General features: G+C 67.2%; 17 protein-coding genes. 8 read left to right on the plus strand and 9 right to left on the minus strand.

The window, feature by feature from the left end:
- The first annotated feature begins 151 nt into the window (after positions 1-151).
- Entirely contained in the window at positions 152-1,186 is a 1,035-nt protein-coding gene (gene moaA / locus GC106_RS16880; RefSeq protein ID WP_217280598.1) for a GTP 3',8-cyclase MoaA, read from the plus strand.
- A gap of 7 nt (positions 1,187-1,193) precedes the next feature.
- Entirely contained in the window at positions 1,194-1,700 is a 507-nt protein-coding gene (gene moaC, locus GC106_RS16885) for a cyclic pyranopterin monophosphate synthase MoaC (RefSeq protein ID WP_173131105.1), read from the plus strand.
- Between the two features lie 7 nt (positions 1,701-1,707).
- Here moaC and GC106_RS16890 read toward each other — a convergent pair whose 3' ends face one another.
- Positions 1,708-2,967 (minus strand): MFS transporter, encoded by a 1,260-nt coding sequence (locus GC106_RS16890; protein WP_173131108.1) that lies wholly within the window; start codon positions 2,965-2,967, stop codon positions 1,708-1,710.
- Between the two features lie 497 nt (positions 2,968-3,464).
- Here GC106_RS16890 and GC106_RS16895 point away from each other — a divergent pair, with 497 nt between their 5' ends.
- Both GC106_RS16895 and GC106_RS16900 read left to right on the plus strand, forming a co-directional pair.
- Complete coding sequence (locus GC106_RS16895) at positions 3,465-3,698, plus strand: hypothetical protein (protein ID WP_173131111.1); 234 nt, start codon at positions 3,465-3,467, stop codon at positions 3,696-3,698.
- A 224-nt stretch (positions 3,699-3,922) separates the two neighbouring features.
- Positions 3,923-4,330 carry a DUF5313 family protein gene (locus GC106_RS16900; protein WP_173131114.1) on the plus strand — a complete coding sequence of 136 codons (408 nt, stop codon included), beginning with the start codon at positions 3,923-3,925 and terminating at the stop codon, positions 4,328-4,330.
- A 207-nt stretch (positions 4,331-4,537) separates the two neighbouring features.
- On the opposite strand, the gene GC106_RS16905 is transcribed toward GC106_RS16900, so the two are convergent.
- From GC106_RS16905 to GC106_RS16930, 6 genes are all read right to left on the minus strand, one after another.
- The gene (locus GC106_RS16905; RefSeq protein WP_173131117.1) at positions 4,538-4,936 is read right to left on the minus strand and encodes a nuclear transport factor 2 family protein; all 399 of its coding nucleotides are present in this window, start codon (positions 4,934-4,936) and stop codon (positions 4,538-4,540) included.
- Between the two features lie 158 nt (positions 4,937-5,094).
- The gene (locus GC106_RS16910; protein ID WP_173131121.1) at positions 5,095-5,736 is read right to left on the minus strand and encodes a sensor histidine kinase; all 642 of its coding nucleotides are present in this window, start codon (positions 5,734-5,736) and stop codon (positions 5,095-5,097) included.
- 3 nt (positions 5,737-5,739) lie between these two features.
- Positions 5,740-6,399 (minus strand): response regulator, encoded by a 660-nt coding sequence (locus tag GC106_RS16915; RefSeq protein ID WP_173131124.1) that lies wholly within the window; start codon positions 6,397-6,399, stop codon positions 5,740-5,742.
- A gap of 86 nt (positions 6,400-6,485) precedes the next feature.
- Positions 6,486-7,127 carry a response regulator transcription factor gene (locus GC106_RS16920; protein WP_173131127.1) on the minus strand — a complete coding sequence of 214 codons (642 nt, stop codon included), beginning with the start codon at positions 7,125-7,127 and terminating at the stop codon, positions 6,486-6,488.
- Positions 7,124-8,236: a hypothetical protein gene (locus tag GC106_RS16925; protein WP_173131130.1), complete on the minus strand. Its 1,113-nt coding sequence runs from the start codon at positions 8,234-8,236 to the stop codon at positions 7,124-7,126. Before GC106_RS16925 ends, GC106_RS16920 begins: the two co-directional genes overlap by 4 nt.
- The gene (locus GC106_RS16930; protein ID WP_173131133.1) at positions 8,223-9,353 is read right to left on the minus strand and encodes a sensor histidine kinase; all 1,131 of its coding nucleotides are present in this window, start codon (positions 9,351-9,353) and stop codon (positions 8,223-8,225) included. Before GC106_RS16930 ends, GC106_RS16925 begins: the two co-directional genes overlap by 14 nt.
- Before the next feature lie 220 nt (positions 9,354-9,573).
- Here GC106_RS16930 and GC106_RS16935 point away from each other — a divergent pair, with 220 nt between their 5' ends.
- The 3 genes from GC106_RS16935 (at position 9,574) to GC106_RS16945 (ending at position 12,250) form a co-directional block, all read left to right on the plus strand.
- Positions 9,574-10,344: a DeoR/GlpR family DNA-binding transcription regulator gene (locus GC106_RS16935; RefSeq protein WP_173131136.1), complete on the plus strand. Its 771-nt coding sequence runs from the start codon at positions 9,574-9,576 to the stop codon at positions 10,342-10,344.
- Positions 10,345-10,804: 460 nt separating this feature from the next.
- Positions 10,805-11,290 (plus strand): ester cyclase, encoded by a 486-nt coding sequence (locus GC106_RS16940; protein WP_173131140.1) that lies wholly within the window; start codon positions 10,805-10,807, stop codon positions 11,288-11,290.
- Between the two features lie 303 nt (positions 11,291-11,593).
- Positions 11,594-12,250, plus strand: coding sequence for a response regulator (locus GC106_RS16945; RefSeq protein WP_173131143.1), 657 nt, complete (start codon positions 11,594-11,596; stop codon positions 12,248-12,250).
- On the opposite strand, the gene GC106_RS16950 is transcribed toward GC106_RS16945, so the two are convergent.
- Complete coding sequence (locus GC106_RS16950) at positions 12,247-13,596, minus strand: DUF222 domain-containing protein (protein WP_173131146.1); 1,350 nt, start codon at positions 13,594-13,596, stop codon at positions 12,247-12,249. The genes GC106_RS16945 and GC106_RS16950 overlap by 4 nt on opposite strands.
- 516 nt (positions 13,597-14,112) lie before the next feature.
- On the opposite strand from GC106_RS16950, the gene GC106_RS16955 reads away from it, so the two are divergent.
- Positions 14,113-15,894, plus strand: a complete 1,782-nt coding sequence (locus GC106_RS16955) for a sensor histidine kinase (protein WP_173131149.1) — start codon at positions 14,113-14,115, stop codon at positions 15,892-15,894.
- On the opposite strand, the gene GC106_RS16960 is transcribed toward GC106_RS16955, so the two are convergent.
- Entirely contained in the window at positions 15,880-16,626 is a 747-nt protein-coding gene (locus tag GC106_RS16960; protein ID WP_173131152.1) for a metallophosphoesterase, read from the minus strand. The genes GC106_RS16955 and GC106_RS16960 overlap by 15 nt on opposite strands.
- Positions 16,627-16,915 lie beyond the last annotated feature (289 nt).

Here is a 16,915-nt window from a genome sequence, read left to right on the forward strand (position 1 = left end):
TGTTGAATGGCCTGGACAATCCGGCGCCGCATCGTTCTTCCGTCATCCGGAACGAAGGCGGCCGGTGACGCCGCGAGCGCGGCAGGTCAACGCAGCGTTCATCACGTCGCCGCCTCACACTTGCCCCACGATCAAGGTGTTAGCCTCGGGTGTGGACGGCATTCCAGTCGACGTATTCGGCCGCCCGATGGGCGCGTTGCGGATATCCCTCACCGATCGGTGCAACCTCCGGTGCCGGTACTGCATGCCCGAGGAGGAGTACGCCTGGCTGCCCCGCGAGGACCTGCTGACCTTCGAGGAGATCGAACGTCTCACCGAGGTGTTCGTGTCGCTCGGGGCCGACAAGGTGCGGCTGACCGGCGGCGAGCCCCTCTTACGCCGTGACCTGCCCGAACTGGTCCGGCGGCTGGCCGGGCTGCCGGGCGTGAAGGACCTCGCGATGACCACCAACGGAGTCCTGCTGGCCCGGCACGCCGAACACCTGCGGGAAGCGGGCCTGCACCGGCTCACCATCAGCCTGGACACCCTGCGGCCGGACCGGTTCACCGAGCTGACCAGGCGCGGCACGTATCCCGACGTGATGGCCGGGATCCACGCGGCGGTGGCGACCGGGCTGACCGACCTGAAGATCGACACGGTCGTCATGCGCGGGGTCAACGAGGACGAACTGGCCGATCTGGTCGAATTCGGCAAGAAGATGTCGGCCGAGGTCCGGTTCATCGAGTACATGGACGTCGGCGGCGCGACCGGCTGGACGCCGGAAAAAGTCTTCTCCCGCAAGGAGATCCTGGAAACCCTGGCGCGGGAGTACGGTCCGGTCGAAGAACTTCGCAAAACGGATGTGGCACCGGCCGACCGGTTCCAGCTGCCGGACGGAACGGTTTTCGGGATCATCTCGTCGACCACCCAGCCGTTCTGCGCGACCTGCGACCGCAGCAGGCTCACCGCCGACGGGATGTGGCTACGCTGCCTGTACGCGATGACCGGCACCGATCTGCGCGCGCCGCTGCGTGCGGGCGCGTCACCCGACGAGCTGCGTGAGCTGATCACCGGCACGTGGCAGCAGCGACGCGATCGTGGCGCGGTCGACCGGGTCGGCCAGCGCGCCCGCGGGCAGCAGGTCTTCGTCAGCGTGGAGACCCTGAAGCGAGACCCGCACCTGGAAATGCACACCCGTGGAGGATGAGCGCACCATGTCCGGCGACCAGCTCGCAGGGCCGAGCATCGACACACCAGGGCTGACCCATCTCGACGCCGCGGGCCGGGCTCGCATGGTGGACGTGGGCGAGAAACCGGTGACGCGCCGCGTCGCGGTCGCGTCCGGTGTGGTCTCGATGAAGCCGGAGACGCTCGAGCTGATCACCGGCGGCAGGATCGCCAAGGGTGACGTGCTCGCGACCGCGCGGATCGCCGGGATCATGGCGGCCAAGAAGACCGGCGAGCTGATCCCGTTGTGTCATCCGCTCGGCCTCGACAGCGTCACCGTCGACCTCGGCCCGACCGGGCCGGGCACCCTGACCATCACGGCGACCGTCTCCGTCACCGGGAAGACCGGTGTGGAGATGGAGGCGCTCACCGCGGTGAGTGTGGCCGCGCTGACCGTCTACGACATGTGCAAGGCGGCCGACAAGGACATGGTGATCGGCGACGTCCGGCTCGAGGCGAAGTCCGGTGGCCGCAGCGGCGATTACCGGCGGTGAACAGGCGTCATCCCTCCTGACCGACTCGTTCCTGCTGGGTCGGCACGATCGGCAGCCGCGGCAGCGGGATCGGCGGCTCGACGAGCATCGAGCTCCCGGGTACGGGCACGAACACGGGTTCCGGTTTCGGCGCGATGACACCGGGCCGGGTCGCCTGCACGCCGCACCAGACCTGTCCGGCCAGGACGACAAGGGCCATCACCAACGGCGCTGTCCAGCCGTCGGTGATGCTGTGCACCAGGCCGCACGCGAGCGCGCCGACTCCGGCGATGAAATAGCCGAGTCCCTGCACCATTCCGGACAACGCCGTGGTCACATCGGAACTGCCCGCCGCCTTCACCGAGATGGTGGTGAGGGCCATGGCCAGGCCGCCCATTCCGATGCCGAGCCCGATCGACCAGACCCAGGGCAGGAACGCCGGAGCGACGAGCAATCCGGCGACACCGACGGCGTTCACCGCGACGAGCGACACGACCAGAATCCATTGGTTGCGCCATCTGTGCACACAGAACGGCACGAGCCACATCATCGGCAGGCCCATCGCCATCGACACGGCCAGGCAGAAACCCGCGGTGCTCGCGGAAAGCCCGGCGTCCCGCAGGATCACCGGCAGCCAGCCCATCACCAGGAAAGTCAATGTGGACACAAGTCCGAAATAGACGGTGAGGTGCCACGCGGCTCGCGAGTGGAACAGTTTCCGCGGGCTGAGCGCACTGTGCACGAAGACCATGCTGGACCGTGGCGCGCTCTGCCACACGTGGACGGTCACCGCGGCCAGCAATGCCCAGCAGGCGAGGGCGAACTGCCACGAGAAAGCCGCGACCAATGTGGGCGTCACCAGTGCGCCTATTGTGCTGCCGCTGCCGAGCGCGAGCGTGTAACTGGCTCTCGTCCGCGCCGACGCGGGTTGCACGAGAACCGGGAGGACGGTGCCGACGACCGCGATTGCGAGACAGGCGAGCAAAGTCCCGGCGATCAACAGTTCGGGACCACCCTGGACCCGGAGGATCAACGACACGCCAAGAATGATGAGCGCGCATGTGACGGCCCGGTGAATACCGGTGCGCGCACGCAGCCAAGGTGTCCCCCAACCGCCGATTCCACTTGCCCACAACGGCAGGGCCACCAGGACCGCGCCGACGGCGGCGGTCATGCCCGGTGCTGCCGAGACATCTTCGAGAGCGGCGCCGAGGCTGGTCACAGCCGGTCTGAGGTTGAGACCGAGCAGGAACACAACCGCGGTACTGACGGGTGGCGTCTGCTTCACCGCATCCCCCTTTCTCTTCAGTGGGGTGTGCGCGACCGCCGGACCGTCTATTGAGCAGGGCAGACGGCCCGTGGCCTGCGAAAATAAAAAGGAGGATCCGCGTTACGCGGGCGAATGACCTATTTCGGGATGGTCATGCAATGACGGGATCGACGCTCCACGACCCAGACTCTTCATACGAGCCTCCCTCTGGGCGCACACGGTGCGACTCCCCGCGAACCGCACCGGCGGCGACCGTCATAGAAAAGAGTCGCTGTTGTTGGCGGGCCGGTCAATCGCCCTTTTGGGCGTGTGGCAGGCTATCCCGATATCGAACATTAGTTCGAAGCAACCGGTGAAGTGCGAGAACGTTCCCGCCAGGAACTGAGCACAGTCATGAACCACGGCCACGCCGAAGTGCCTGAGTTTCGTGCGGATCCCACGGTGCGCAAGGTGGCCGGATTGGACCGGTCCAAAGCGTTCGGGCTGCCGTGGCCTGCCTGGTGCGGTGACCGCCCGTGCCGTACTGGGCGGATACCGATTCCAAGATCCGCCAGGGCGCGAGTCCGGAGTTCGGGATCTCCGCATATGAGGAGGAATGGTCAGGATCTGAAGCCGCGCTTGCTGGAATGCGACCATCCGACAAAGCAGATCTGAAGTTCCGGGATCAGGACCGCACGGCGATGGACGTCCCCGGCCGGGAGGCGAATAATGGTGCCGTCATCGGCGCGAATGACGTCGTTTCGTCCTGAGCCGTTGACGATTTCGGCCATGCGTGCACACGGCACGGGTTTCCGCTGGTCGGCGGCTTCCCGCGACGCCACTTTCGACAGACGGAATGCCGCACCGGCCGGAATTGATGGCGCCCGGACAGTCATCCACGTCACTGGGGACCCATGCTGCCTGCGAACCCGGACATAAGGGAGCGCACACTAGGCGCGGGCGGGTGTGTGAACCTGGACGGGAGTGGTACCCGATGGACGTGAAACGGCCTAACCCGGCGTTGTGGCTGTGGTACGCGGTGGGCGGCAAACTGCCCGACCGGTACCGCGAATGGGTCCTGCACGACGCGACGGTGCCGACCTGGCTCGTGCGGCACGTGATCCGGCGGATCGTGTTCCTCGCGCCGATCCTGGCCCTGCTTTACCTGGTGCTGGCCGTGTGGCTCGACTTCGACCTGATGATCGTGCTCGTCGGCCTGGGCCTGGGCGTCTATACGGGCATGTACTACTCCCTGATCTTCTCGACGCACAGTGTCGACAGCCGCGTGACCCGGCACGGCTACCCGGACCAGTACGCCTCGCAGGTGCGGAAAGCCCTGAAGCAGGCGGAACGCGAGCGCTACAACGCCCGCTGGCGCAACGGCGGCGCCCCTTCCCTGTGACCGATGGCCTGGCGACAACCCAGGCCACACATCCGCCCGTTGTCGGACCTTCCCGATACGCTGGCAACCGGGGGCCGGAGGCCGCCCAGCTTCCCTGTCCACACAACGCTGTGGACAACCCACACCAACGACCCGGGCGTTGTCGGACCCCGTCGGTAAGCTGGTGACCGGGGGCCGGAGGCCGCCCGGCCACCAGCACCCGGCCGGCTACGCGGCCACAGCCCTCGCCAGCGCGTGATGGTCGTGGAAGTCGCGCGAATGCACGATGAGGCCGTCGCGCACGCGGACGATCAGAACATTGGCCACCTCGAACGACTCACCGGTCCTGTGCACGTCGACGCGATAGTCGTACTCGGCCACCACGACCTCCGGATCGTCAGTCTGACGCACCACGACGTGGTGGGCGGTCACCTTGAATGGCCGTTCTCGCGCGCCACTGAAGCGGCTGTGCAGCGCAGCCCGTCCCTCGATCCGTGACGGCCCGTCCACCGCGTACGGGTGCTCAACCACGGCGTCCTCGGCGTACAGCCGCGACAAATCCGTCCATGTCTCCGACGAGATGCCGGCGATCAACTGCTGGACGACCTCAAACGGGCTCAGCGTCATCTTCCACCCCCACAATCGGAACCTTCACTCCGGATCCATCATACGGAGCTACGACTCCGCTTGTCTAGCCATGCGCAGTCGGTCACGCGGGGGTGTTCATCTACGGCGTGGTGCTGATCGTCCTCGGCATCCGGCTGCCCAGCTCGCCCGCACGTGAGCTACCTGGGCACCCACAAGGTCACCCGCGTGCCGCCGCCCGGCCGGGACACAATGTCGGCATGGCCGCCCACCTTGCTGAGCCGCGCGATGATCGACTCGTTGATGCCGAACCCGCGCGGCCGCTCGGCCATGTCGAAGCCGACGCCGTGATCCCGCGTGGTCACCGCGATCCCGCCGTCCCGCTCCTCGACACGGACCGTCACCTGCGTGGTCTGGGCGTGCTTCAACGTGTTGCGTAGGGCTTCCCTGGTCGCGTCCCTGACCGCCTTGCGCCTGGCCTCCGGCAACTGGTCGTCGATATCGGCCATCACCAGTTGCGCACGCAGCCCGTCCCGCGCCATGTCGGTCGCCACGGCGGCCAGGTCCTCGGTCAGCCGCCCACCGGCCGCCGGTTCGACGAAACCCCGGCGCAGCGCGATGGCCTGCGCCCTGGCGACGTTGCGGAGCTCCGCCAGTTTGGCCTCGGCGTCGATGGCGTCCGATGGCGTCCGCATCGCCATGGCTTCCAACGCCTGCAACACGTTGTCGTGGACGTAGCGGTTGAGCTCAGCCCGTTCGGCCGCCCGGCCGTGCCGTGAGCCGATCACGAAGGCAGCGACGACTGCGGCGCCGGCTGCCAACACCGCGAGGAGGACGTCCATCGGCTACACCGGCACGGTCGGTGACGTTGGCGTGTACGCGACGCCCTTCTCGATGGCGTACCTGGTCAGTTCCGGCCGCCGCCGCTGGCCCGTCTTGTCCCGGATCCGGTCGAGGTACGACCGCACAGTGCGGATGCTGATGTCCAGCGCCTCCGCGATGTCCTGGTCCCGTTCCCCTGCCGCCACCAGGGAGAGCACCTGACGTTCCCGCGCCGACAGCTCGATCACCAGGCCGTTGTCCCGGCCCGGCATCGCGTCCAGCACGTGCGCCGCCAGCATCGGGCTGACGTAGCTGTTGCCGCCCGCGATCCGGCGGATCGCGTGCAGGATCTCGGCGCCGTCGGAGTCCTTCGACAGGTAGCCGCGCGCCCCGGCGGCCATCGCGGCCAGCACCTCGGCACGCCCCGAAGACGCCGAGAGGACCAGCACACGATGGCCCATGCCGACGACCTCGACCACGGCCGCCGAACCCTGCACGCCCGGCAGGCGCAGATCAAGGACCACCACACCCGCCGGATGTTCGCGGTGGGCGGCGAACTGGGCCACCGACCCCGCGACGGCGTCCACTTCGATGTCCGGCGCGTCGGCCAGCAGTTCGGCGACGGCGGCTCGGTACAACGGATGGTCCTCGATCACACTGACCGGGATCCTGGTGGCGGCCATGGACTCCCCTCCCCATCGGGATCGCTCGACTGGACGGTAAGCGGTCCGCGAGGTGGCGGCTGACAGTCAATCAGCCCTCATCGGGGCTAGAGCTCGTCGACCCGCACGATGCCGTCCTGGATGGCGCGGGCCACGAGCGCCGCCTTCGTCGGTGCTTCGCGCCCGACGTTGGCGTACTTCACCCTGACCCGGTCGAGGTAGCCGTTGACCGTGCTCACGGTGAGGTTCAGTTTTTGCGCCACCATCTCCTTGGACTCACAGTGGAACCACTCGAGCAGCACGTCGATCTGGCGCTGGGTGAGCTTCGGCCGGTTGGCTCTCGTATCAGTGCCCAGGGCGCCCGACAAGGCCGGCGGGGTGTACGGGGTGTTGCTGGCCGCCGCGTGGATGGCCGCGACGAGGTGGTCTTCCCCCTCAGCCTTGGTCAGGTACGTGAAGGCGCCGATGTCCAGGCACGTCAGCGCGGTCTCCCGGTCCTCCCGCATGGTGTACACGACGACCTGGCGGCCGGCGTCGACCAGCCGCTTGAGGTCGCCGTAGGCCGGACCGGTGATGTCCAGCTGCAGGTCGAGCACCACGACATCGGCCCGGTCCCCCGGATCCAGCCAGGCCACGGACACGCTCGGGCCCGAGTCCAGCACCTCGATCGGCGGGTCGGCGGCCTGGCACCACGCCTTGACCCCCGCGATCACAGCGGGGTGGTCGTCCACCACGACGATGCTCGTCATCCGCGGCCCCTCCAGGTCGCCTGCACCCACAACAGGTCCCCACTGGTCACAGTGGAAGTGGTGATCTCGTCGTTGTCCACGATCGGCACCGCGTCGGGCACCGACTCCGCTACGACGCTGACGGTGACTTGTTCTCCCGTGCCGACGACGGTGAGCCGGACGTCGCCACGAGCCGTGGCCAGCACTGCGACAGCGGGCTCGGTGAGCAGCCGGCGCATCGTGACAGGCACCGGCGGCCGTTCGCCCCGCTCCGAGAACCGTACCGACACTCCGTTTCGCTCGGCCAGGCCGACGCACGCCATCAGTTCGTCCACCAACGGGTCCGGCCCGACGGTGGCCTCCCCGAAGAGCCTGCGCATCCGCGCGGCCTCGATCGCGCAGATCCGCCGCACGGATTCCTCGCCGGGATCGAGCGCCCCGGCGGCCAGCCCGGCCAGCACCGGGGCGGTGGTCTCGGCGAGCGCGGCGTACCGGTCCTTGCGGTCGGCGTGCAACTGGGCCGCGACGGCCTCAGCGGTCCGGACCTGCTCCTCCTCGCGCGCCATCCTGGCCACCGACATCGCGATCCGCCGCAACGCGTTGGCGAACAGGATGACCGCGACCTGGAACGCCGACGAGACCAAGGTCGTGTTCACCACGCCCGCGAAGGTGACGTCGACGGGGCCGTCGAAGATCGCGAGCAGGAACGCGGGGACGTAGTGCACCGCCAGCAGTCCGGCGAAGAGCCCGGCGGGCCTGCCCATGGCGAGCAGAACCAACGACCAGCCCACGACTTCGTCGGACCAGTGCGGCGTTCCCAGCCGGTCGACGGGCGCGACCGTCACCGTCGCCGCGATCGACGTCGCCAGCACGAGAACAAGCAACGGCCAACGCCAGCGCCGCACAGTCCGGTCGAACGCGCCCAGGACCGAGACGACCGTCAGCACGGCCACAGCGGCGATCTGCACCTCGACCGGCCGGTAGGAATCCCAGTTGGCAAGCAGTTTGGGCACCTCGAGGCCGTACAGGATGACCAGGCTGATCCCGGCCGAGCCCCACCGCAGGCCCCGCATGTACTTGGTGGCGACGTCTTCGGCGTGCCGAGGGACGTCGAGCTCAGGCGCGTGCATCGGGCCACTCCAATACGACCTCGGTGCCTTGCCCTGGCGCGCTCGTGACGACGGCCTGGCCGCCCAGACGCGCCATCCGCTCGACCAGCGAACCCGTCACGCCGTAACCGTGGCCCCCGGATCTGGCCGGATCGAAACCTCGGCCGTGGTCACGGATCCGGACCCGCACGACGCCGCCGACGTGTTCCACAGCGATCTCGGCGACGTCGACGCCCGCGTGCCGGACGACGTTCGTCAAGGCTTCGCGGGCGCCCCGGCACAACGCGACGGCCACCACGGCCGGCAATTTGGCCGGGTCCTGCCTGCGCCATTCGATCCGGACCGGCACGTGTTCGACGACATGGCGCAGCATGAGGACCAGTTCGACTTCGCCGTCCGCGGGATCGGTACGCCCCTCGATCACTTCGAGGTCACGCGCGGCCTGTTCGGACAGCCAGGGCTCCGGCCGGTTCGCCACACCAGCGCCGACCATGAGCAACGTCGCTGAGGCCGTGTCGTGCAGAGCCGCCAGGTACTCCCGCTCGTCCGCGCGCCGGGCAGTCGCGACAGCCGCCTTCCGCCGAGCTTGCTCCCCGCGTTCGAACTCCCGGTCCGCGGCCCGTCCGCCGTGCCGCACCAGCAGATAGAGGCCACGGCCGAGGATCGCCTCGATGACCATCCATGACCCGATGGGCACGACGAAGGTCCAGTCCTGGAGTTCGGCCAGCACACCGCCTGTGAGGTACGCGGCCAGGACCACCAGCGTGGCCACCCCGCCGACCAGCGTCGACGAGTGGAACTGGTACGCCACGACGATGATCGAGGTGGCGACAAGCACCCAGCTCACGCGGTCGGCTTGCATCTCCGGCGCCGTCGTCCACACCTGCGCGAGACACACTCCGGCGACGACCGCCAGGTCTGCCGCGAGTAGCCAGGGTTGGCGCCGCCGCAGCATCCGGACGGTGAAGAAGACGTTCCACGCGTTGAAGCCGACAATGACCAGAGCGGTGAGCAGGACGTCCCGTGGCGTGGTGGTGACCCACGAGATCAGGCTGCAGAGCGCAACCACGACAGCACGGATGACCACGGCGTAGAACAGACCGAGGCGATTCAGTTCCCGTTCCGCCGGACCGGTCATGGACGGTGGTTCCGTCCAGGCGGCAGGCCGCCGACGAAGGGCTGGTCACCCCTGCGCGCCACTCTCACTCACTCATCCTAGTGGTGAGGAAGTCACCGCGGCGGTGTCGGCACAGGCAATGTCAGGCCGATACCCGGTCCCAGATTCCGCGCTGGACCAGCAGAACCCGTATCTCACAAAAATCTACCATTTCTACCAAGATGATGATAGAAATGGTCTTATGGCTGTCGCCGATCGACTGGACCTGACGCTGCGCCTGGTGCGCAACGCCGAACGGATATCGCTGAACGAACTGGCCGACCGGCTGGGCGTCTCCCTGATGACGGTGCGGCGTGACCTCGACGAACTCCAAGCGCGGGGCCTGGTCCAGCGAGTCCGGGGCGGCGCGGTCTCGCTCGCCGCACCAGCCGAGGAAGCAGGCTTCGCCGCCCGCGAGGCGTGGCAGGCAGCGACCAAACACCGCATCGGCGCGGCGGCTGCCGAACTGATCGACCCCGACCAGACCGTCCTCCTGGACGCCGGAACGACCACAGCCGCACTCGCGAGCAGCCTGATCGCCCGCGCCCCGTTGACGGTCGCTGTGCTCAGTCTGCAGGCCGCGCAGGCGCTGGCCGACAAACCCGGTATCCGGCTGCTGGTGATCGGGGGCGAGTCACGTGCCGGGGAGCGCAGTCTCGTCGGCCACCTGACTCTCCGGATGCTGGAAGAACTGTGGTTCGACACCTTCGTGATGTCGATCGGCGCCGTGCACCGCGAGCTCGGGTGGTCGGAATTCTCGATGGAAGACGCCACCGTGAAGCAACACGCACGATGCCGCGCCACCAAGACGGTCGTCGTGGCCGATTCCACCAAGCTGGGCGTACGCGCCTTCGCCCGAGTAGCCGGCCTTGACGACGTCGACACGTTCGTGACCGACGATCCCGGCCCCGGCACAGCCATGGAGACCCTGAACCACATCCGCGACGTCGGCGTTGACGTCGTGCTGGCCTGAAGGAGCAACCTTGTCCCTGATGATTTTGGTCGCGGGCCCGTACCGGTCCGGTACCGGCGACGATCCCGCCAAGCTCGCAGCCAACGTCGACGCGATGAACCAAGCGGCTCTGCGCCTGTTCCGGGCCGGACACCTACCGGTCACCGGCGAGGCCCTGGCCCTGCCGTTGATCCAGCTCGCCGGATCAACCAGAGTCGGCGATGGCCCGTTCAACGACATCTTCCACCCGATCGCCCGGCAACTGCTGTCCCGATTGCGACGCCGTCCTGCGAGTCGGTGGACCGTCCGCAGGTGCGGACGAGATGATGGAGCAGGCCCGTGCCGAGGGCAAACCGGTCTTCACCAGCATCGAGGCCGTCCCCGCCGCCTGACGGAACAGCTCAGTCGCGACGGCTCTATGTAGTGAATTCGGTAGTGCCACGGATACCCCGAATGGCCGACACCGTGCAGGATTTTCGGCATGAGCGATCGGTCTGCGCCCAACTCGCGGTACAAGAACCTCGTCCTCGCGCTCAACCACGCCTTCAACGCCGGCGACCTGTCGGGCGTGGACGACCTGCTCACCCCCGACTTCGCGGAGCGAGACATGCCCCCGGGGCCGGAGGGATACAAGGCAGTGGTCCGGCAGTGGCGCGCCGCGCTGCACGAACCCAGGTCCGAGGTGCTCGGCCTCGTCGCCGAAGGATCCACAGTGGTGCTCCGGGTCCGCCTCACCGGCGTCCACGTAGGAGAGATCGTCGGGGTGGCACCCACAAGGCGCCACATCGACGTCGAGCAGGTCCACTTCTACGAAGGCCGCGACGGCCGACTCGCGACCCACCACTACATCCGGGACGACTTGGCCCTGCTAGGCCAGCTGGGCGTGCGGTCCGACATGCTGGCGACCATGCGCCTACGGCCAGACCGCCAGATCAAGCACGTTCACCTGGCCCATTTCGCGGGCTGACACGCTGCGAGATGATGTGGTGCCACGGATTTATGTGCGTACACGGAATTGGCCGCAAGGCCGATCCCGCTGATCTTGGGAGCGACGGCCCATGAGAGCCGGAGGCCGGGCACCTGTGTCGGCAACCGCGGAACACGGACATGCGCGAACTGGATCGCGGCCGGGAACATTTCCCGGCCGGACTAGGTGCACGGTCCCTCCCCTCTGGGAGTCGGCAGGCGGGATGATCCGCCAATGGAGGCCGCGTCAGTCCGCCACACTCTGGGCGAGGAACAAAGTCCCGCCGAGAACGACGGAGGCGCCATGACACCGCTACCGCCGGAGCAGGAGCTCACGGTGGTCCTCGCGGACGACCATCCTGTGGTTCGTGGTGGGTTGCGGGCATTGTTGTCCTCCGTCCAAGGGATCACGGTGGTCGCCGAGGCGACCACCGGGCGGGAAGCCGTTGAGGAAACGGTCAAGCATCGGCCGGATGTGCTGCTGGTCGACCTCCAGATGCCAAATTTGAACGGGATCGCGGCGACTCGCGAGGTTCTGCGGGCCGCCCCGGAAGTGGCGGTGCTGGTCCTCACGATGTTCCACGACGACGAGTCAGTGGTCTCGGCGATGCGAGCCGGCGCCAGGGGCTACATCCTCAAAGGCGCAGGCCAAGAGGACATCGTGCGCGCGGTCCGTGGTGTGGCGGCGGGCGAAGCGATCTTCGGGCAGAACGTCGCCCACCGAGTCCTGGACCTCCTCGCCACACCCCGTGCCGCTGAGCCCTTCCCTGACTTGACTGCCCGCGAACGAGAAGTGCTCGACCTGGTGGCCGCAGGGCTTGGTAACGCCGTCATCGCCCGCCAGTTGCACTTGGCGCCCAAGACCGTGAGCAACCACATCTCAGCGATCTTCGCCAAGCTGCGGGTGGTCGACCGCGCAGCGGCCATCGTGCGAGCACGAGAAGCAGGCCTCGGGCGCTAGGCGGCTGGTTCTTCGAACCGTTCCGCCACGACCTGCCGCACCTGCGCCGTGGGTGTCACGAAGACCACCCGATCGGGTTCAGGTTGGGCGAGTATCCAGCCCTTCGCGCGTTCGTGCATCAACCGATGACGCTTGCACATCAAGCGGTAGTCGCGTTCTCGTCGTCGCTGACGACGGCCGGTTCCCTCCGACTTGGTATGAATCTCGCACCTTCGTTCGGACACAGGACACCCGGGCTGCCGGCACTTGCGATCCCTCATCCGGATTCGGTTCGCCAGACCTTGTGCGGCATAGCGATAGGGGCTCACGTCCAACAGATGCCCGAAGTCGTCCGTGACGAGTCGACGCAGCGCTCCGTTCCTCGCCAGCTCGCGGCATTGCTCCGCGGTGATGGGCCCGTACTCGGACAGTTCACCCGGTTTGTCGTTCAAGCCGATCAACGTGCTCAGTGGCACCGTGACGTTGATGTTGGCCTGTACTCGTTCGCGATTCCTGCCCAGCACGAGATCGACCAGCACATCGGCCCTGCGCTGGGCGAGCGTGCGGGTGTCATTCGGCGTCCTCGCCCTGTAGGCAAGGTGATTCAGCACGTTGTAGGCCGCCTCGACCTCACCGGCCAGCATCGTCGCCACGAGCTTGCCCGATCCGTCCTCGGACTTGCGGGTCACGACGTCGCGCTGTTCCTCCCGTTGTTTACGTTTCCGTTCAGCGGCTTCCGGGTCCACCTTCATCGCCTGGCGCCGCAGCGCGCGTCGGTACTCCTGGTACGTCGCATGTGGCCCTTGAGCGAGAACGGCCTCTTCGACCCGGCGTGCGTCCTCATCGGACAATGGCTTGGTGATCTGACACGTCGCCCGCACACGAGCAATGTCGATTGTGCCTTCTTCCAAGGCAATGAGCGTGGCGGGTAGACGCCGGACGATGTAGTCGGCTTCGAGGATTCGGTTCGTGGCCACCCTGATCGACATGTGCAGGGTGGCGGCGACCTCTTCGGGCGCGCCGTCGGCGAGTTTGATCCCTGGCCTGCCTGGTGGCCGGCATCCTGCGAACTTGGCCAAGTCACGAATCTGCGCCGCGGCCCAACGGCCTTGCTGCTTCTCGGCTTCGTGCACTGCTGCTATGGCCCTGATGTCGGGCGTTGTGTTTGTCATGTCTGCGACCGTAGAGGACGGGTCCGACAGTTTTGCGTTGTTCAGGGCCAGCCGATTCGATGAGTCCGTACGAACGGTCCGTTCGTACGGACTTGTTGCCAGGACAGGGTGATTCCCTGCCCGGTCACCGGCTGGGGGAACGGTGATCGGCGGCCTGTTCTCAGTTGCCTTCGTTCTGGCCCGGCGCCGGTGCATCGGTCCTCACCGGCGCACCGCAGTCGAAGAAGTCCCACTGCATCGATCCGCCGTCACCGTCACCCGAAATCGACATCTCGAACTGGCGAGCCTGCCTTTACCGTCCGACGAACAACTTCATCGACCTGGAGGCTCCGGCTGGGATGCCGTCGGTGTCCTGCCAGTCGGCGCGGATCTCGGTCGGAGCCACCGACGCGTTGTGTCGAGTCGTCGGCACGCCCCAGATGACCAGGGCAGTGCAGACAACGTGACCGTCGCGAGCACGCTGACCCGGATACACATGTGCTACCCCTTCGAGGCAGGTGAGAGGTGGGATCTCCCGGGACGGCAACTCTGGCCCACTACCACCCTCAGTTGGCAGAGGCCGGGTCCGGGGAACGGCGGGAAACACTCCGGACGAGTTCGGGACCCTGATCCCAGGACAAATCGGCCTGGACGACGGAGTATTACAGGGTGCCGCTTTCCGCTCGCCGCCCGACGACCAGTCTGGCTTGGGCGATGTTCACGGTCGCTGCCATGGGCGCGACCGTTGCCGTTGTGCTGGCTGTGATGGGACGCGCGGGCTGGGGTCCTGTGGTCGCCAACGCGGCGATGGGCGTGGCGTTGTCCGCGAGTGGTGCTCTGCTTGCCTCGCAACGCCCAAAGAACCCGATCGGGTGGTTTTTCCTGACCGCGAGCCTGGCTCACGCAGCGAGCGCTGTCACAATCCCGCTGGGCGGCGTTCCGGGCCACGAGGCCTGGATCTTGTCCGCCGCCTTGCTTCTCCCGTTGGCGTTGCTGATGTTTCCGACCGGGAGACTGCCCGGCAAGTGGTGGGGAGTGCTCGCCGGCGCGCTGGTGGTGGCCAGTCCGCTCGTCCTCATCGGCTGGGCTGCTGCCAGGTTCACATGGCTGGGTTTGATCGCCGCCGTCCTGGTTTCACTGCTGCTGCGCTACCTGCGCGGCGACGAGGTGTTGCGCCGGCAACTGCTGTGGCTGGTCTTGGCCTTGATCTGCAACGCTTGGGCGTCCTTGCCTTGGCTCATGCGGCTCGGCCCGGGCTTGCTGCTCGCGACGTCGACGCTGGTACCGGTGGCGATGACGATCGCCATCCTGCGATACCGGCTGCTCGACATCCGGCTCCTGGTGTCGCGTGGCCTGCTGTTCCTGCTGCTGACCGTAGGCGTCATCATGATCTACGCCGGTCTGGTCGTGCTGCTGGGCCGGGCGTTGAACCTCGAGACGCATTTGGGCGTGGCGGCACTGGTCGCCGTGGCAGTGGCTGTGTTGTTCGACCCGGTCAGGGTCCGGCTGCAGCGTGTCCTCGACCGCGTGCTCTACGGGCACCGCCGCGACCCGGTCGGTGCGTTGAACCACCTGAGCACACGCCTCGACCCCGAGATGGGGTCGTTGGACGACTTGCTCACGGCGGTGCGTGACGCGATGCAACTTCCCTACGTGGCGTTCAGGTTGCAAGGCAGGGAAGTCGCAGCGTCCGGATCGGCCGCCGGTGTGCTTGAGGTGGTCCCCCTCGCCGCGTCAGGCCCGGCCGGCGCCGAACTGGTCATCGGGGTCCGTCCCGGGCAAAGCCGACTGGCGAGCCAGGACATGCACGTGTTGTCCGTCATGGCAATCCCATTGGGTGTCGCGTTACGAGCGACGATGTTGTCCGAGGAACTGCAGCAGTCACGAGAACGCATCGTCGCCGCACGTGAGGAAGAACGACGACGTCTGCGCCGCGACCTGCACGACGGGTTGGGGCCGACGCTGAGCGGTGTCGCGTACGCGACCGACGCCGTCAGAAATCTGGCTCGGACGGACCCGGACACCGCGGTGGACCTTCTCGTGCGCCTCCGCGGCGACATCGGGGACGCGATCGTGGAGATCCGGCGGCTCGTCGAAGGCCTCCGTCCCCCCGCCCTGGACGAACTGGGGCTCGTCGGCGCATTGCACCGGGAAGCCGAGCGACTGTCCTATCAGGAAGGCGGGCGCCCGCTGACGGTCAGCGTCGAGGCACCGGCCGACATGCCCGAACTTCCCGCGGCCGTCGAAGTCGCCGCCTACCGGATCAGCACGGAGGCGTTGAACAACGCGGCGAAGCATTCGGGCGCCGAAAACGTCCGCGTGCGCATCACCGTCAGCGATGATCTCCACATCCAGGTCCGGGACGACGGCAGTCCCGGACCTAACGGCTGGGCGCCGGGTGTCGGCATGGCGTCGATGTCCGAACGCGCGGCGGAGGTGGGCGGACGCTGCGAGGCCCGTCCCGGCGTGGACGGCGGGAACGTCGAAGCGGTGCTGCCGTTAAAGCCCTGGTGAGATCACGCGATAGTGCGTGGTGAGCCGGCGGTTGTCGTCCAGGATATGAAAGGCGACCGCGGGCGGCACCGTGAGATCCACGATCTCGTCGGTCTCCCATGGCAGCATGACTGTCGACACGACGCCTGGCGCGACAAGCAGCGGCAAGCCCGCGAACGTGCTCGCAGCGCTGGTGTGCGCGTGTCCACAGAGAACCGCCACGACATTGGGGTATCGCGTGATCAGCGCAGCCAGCCGATCCTCACCGTTCTGCTTGATCCCGTCGATGAAGGGGATGTGCAGCAGCACCGGCGGGTGGTGGAAACACACGAACACCGGAGCGTCTGCGGCGTCGATGAGTACCGACTCGAGCCAGGCCAGCGTTTCGTCGGCGAGAAAGCCGTCGGAACGACCGGGAATGCTTGAGTCACACATGGCGAACACGGCCTCGCCAACGCGGTGCACCCGGTTGATGGGCTCGCCGCTCGCACTTTCACCCAGCAGCACCTCGCGGTATGGGCCGCGTGAGTCGTGGTTACCGGGGCAGTGCAGGAGTGCCGGCGAACCGGAGAACAACTTGGCGACTTTCTCATACTCCTCGGGCAGGCCGTGATCCGCGAGGTCTCCGGTGACCAGGATCGCGTCGAGTTTCCCGGGAAGCCGGTGGAGGTAGTCGAAGACCTGGGTTGCCCTGTCGACGCTCCGCTGCTCGTTGTCGATGTGAATGTCGCTCACATGCGCCAGCACGATCATGAGTGGTCCCCATCCGCCGCGTAACTGTCCAGCAGGTGACGACGGTATTGCGTTTCGAGCCTTGGGTGCGACCGTGTCTGTGAGGTCACGAGCGAGGCTCATCTGGCGCGCCACCCGTTCCACCGGCAGGCAGGAGGCCATCGATCGGTTGAGCGAGACGCCCTCGCCTGCGAGGGCGGTTGGCAGCGCGAGTCGTCGGAGATCGTCTCCGTGGCCGCGCCACCAGATGCCTGGGCTGGCGAGATCGAGGTAGCGACAGTGGCTGTCGAGAGCAGACTCGGGGAGCCCT

It is taken from the genome of Kibdelosporangium persicum, from assembly GCF_013280595.1.
Lineage (GTDB): Bacteria > Actinomycetota > Actinomycetes > Mycobacteriales > Pseudonocardiaceae > Kibdelosporangium > Kibdelosporangium persicum.